We start from the raw sequence: 2,563 nt of genomic DNA, 5'->3' as shown, positions 1-2,563 counted from the left end.
CATCGCACTAAAGAAATTTAATAAAATAAAAGTTTAAACCACTTCAACGTAACAAGATGAAAAAACTAATCACCATCATTTTCTTTTTTGCAGCGGCGCCTTTTTTTGCCCAGACAGGTATAATAAGGGGTACTGTGACTGACAAGCAATCGGAAACAACAATCCCGGGTGCGACCGTTACCCTAAGCGATGTGGAAGGCATAACAGCCGTAACAGATGAAAAAGGTAACTTTGAACTTAAGGATGTGCCTGTAGGCAGGCATACGGTATCTGCCTCATTCATGGGGTACGAAAACATTTCACTTCCAGAAATTGAAGTAACAACCGGTAAAGATGTAATCCTGAACATTTCACTGCAGGAATCTTTCAACAAACTGGAGGAAGTGGTTATATCTTCAGAAAGAAGCAAGGCAAAAGCCATCAATAACATGGCCGCGGTATCGGTACGACAGTTTACTACTGAAGAAGTATCACGCTACGCTGGGGGCCGTAGCGATGTAGCCCGCCTTGCTTCTAATTTTGCCGGAGTATCAACTGCCGATGACAGCCGTAATGATATTGTAGTAAGGGGTAACTCTCCTACAGGGCTGCTATGGCGGCTCGAAGGTGTCCCTGTACCCAGCCCTAACCACTTTTCTACCCTGGGCACTACAGGAAGCCCCGTATCAGCATTAAACCCAAACATGCTGGCTAATTCTGATTTTATGACATCAGCATTCCCTGCAGAATATGGTAATGCATTGGGCGGTGTTTTTGACCTCAACTTAAGGAAAGGGAATACACAGGACTATGAATTTATGGCAGGCTTAGCAGCCTATCCCGGCGCCGAATTTGTAGCCGAAGGGCCACTGCTCAGGGAAAATGGCGGGTCGTTCCTGGTGGCCGCACGTTATGGAATTGCCGGATTACTGGGCCTTGGCGGCACAAGCGCACAACCCAACTACAGCGATTTGTCCTTCAACATCAACTTCGGTAAAACCAAACTTGGTACAATATCAGCATTTGGTATTTATGGACAATCAGATATTGATTTCCTTGGTGATGAGATAGACGAAAAAGACCTTTTTGCCGCTAAAGATGCCGATTCGTTTGTAGAATCAGGTTTCTATGCATTTGGCTTAAAACATTCCATTGATATAGGCAGCAGCTCCTATTTAAAAACGGTTCTAAGTACATCATCGTCCCGCAACACTTACGATGAAGACCGCTACTTTAACCTGGACACACCGGCTGAGTTCAAAATCCGCTTTACAGAAGCGGATAATACTGAAAGCAGGGTCACATTCTCAACATTATTCAACTCCAAAATAAGTAGCAGGCTTACCCTGAGGACTGGAGTATTGCTGGAACGTTTTACACTCGATGCCAAACAGAAAGACAGGGACGAGCAGGACGATAATGATGGTGACGGATTACCGGATTTGGTAACCCAGCTGGATAATAACGGAAGCTATACCATTGCCCAGCCCTATGCGCAGGCACAAGTGAGGCTTACAGAAAAACTTACGCTTAATGCAGGGCTACACGGGCAATATTTTTCTGTGAATGAGCAGCTGGTTGCTGAACCCAGGGCTTCACTGACTTATGCTTTCAATCCTAAAAGCTCACTTAACGTAGGCTACGGCCTACACCACCAGAATGTAGCAGCTCCTTTATTGTTCCTCAAGGAAAACGTAAATGGTACATTACTCGAAACCAATCGGGATCTTGACCTGGTAAGGAGCAGCCACTATGTAATAGGCTATGACTTCCGCTTTGCGCCTAAATGGAGGGCAAAAACAGAAGTATATTACCAGGATATTGACAAAGCCGCCGTGGAGCGTACACCAACAAGCTATTCATCGTTAACCGAAGGCGCAGATTTTACATTCTCACGTGACAAGACATCGCTGGTAAGCCGCGGTACAGGCTACAATACCGGTATTGAACTAACAGTTGAAAAGTTCTTCAGCCAGGGATATCATGCGCTGTTCACTACCTCCCTGTTTGAAAGCAAGTACAAAGGCAGTGACGGCATAGAGCGTAACTCACCTTTTAACAACGGATATGTCATAAACTTCCTTGCCGGAAAAGAGTTTGCCATTGGCAAAGCAAAACAAAATGTCTTCTCTGTTAATACCAAGTTCACAACCGCCGGTGGGCGCTATTATTCACCGGTTGACCTGGAAGCCTCAAGGGCTGCCGGCTATGAAATACGCGATGAGCGCAACGCCTACAGCCAGCAATACGACCCTTACCTCAGGATAGACCTTAGGCTGGGCATGAAGCTAAACAGTAAGTCAAAAAAGACATCACACCAGTTTTATGTAGATTTCCAGAACATAACCAACAATACAAACGTATTTACAAGGGACTATAACAGGCTCACACAAAATGTAAACCAGATAGACCAAATAGGCTTTGCACCGGATTTTGGCTACAGGTTCCAGTTTTAATTTAAAAACAGCGTTACGTTTGGAGATTCCGGCTGCATCTTTTACAGGTGCGCCGGTTTCTCTTTTTTGGAGCTTTTTCCTGCTGTACGCTATATCTCCCCGCCGCGAAAGCAGGCGGCGGGGAGGAT

1 protein-coding gene is annotated in these 2,563 nt (G+C 45.5%); it reads left to right on the top strand.

The window, feature by feature from the left end; all coding sequences use genetic code 11:
• The first annotated feature begins 56 nt into the window (after positions 1–56).
• A complete protein-coding gene (locus CHU92_RS01075; protein ID WP_094411739.1) occupies positions 57–2,435 on the top strand; it encodes a TonB-dependent receptor in 2,379 nt (792 codons plus the stop codon).
• Positions 2,436–2,563 lie beyond the last annotated feature (128 nt).

It is taken from the genome of Flavobacterium cyanobacteriorum, assembly GCF_002251835.1.
Lineage (GTDB): Bacteria > Bacteroidota > Bacteroidia > Flavobacteriales > Flavobacteriaceae > Flavobacterium > Flavobacterium cyanobacteriorum.
Note: the sequence above shows the minus strand (reverse complement) of the source record. Positions and strands in the feature narration are given on the sequence as shown.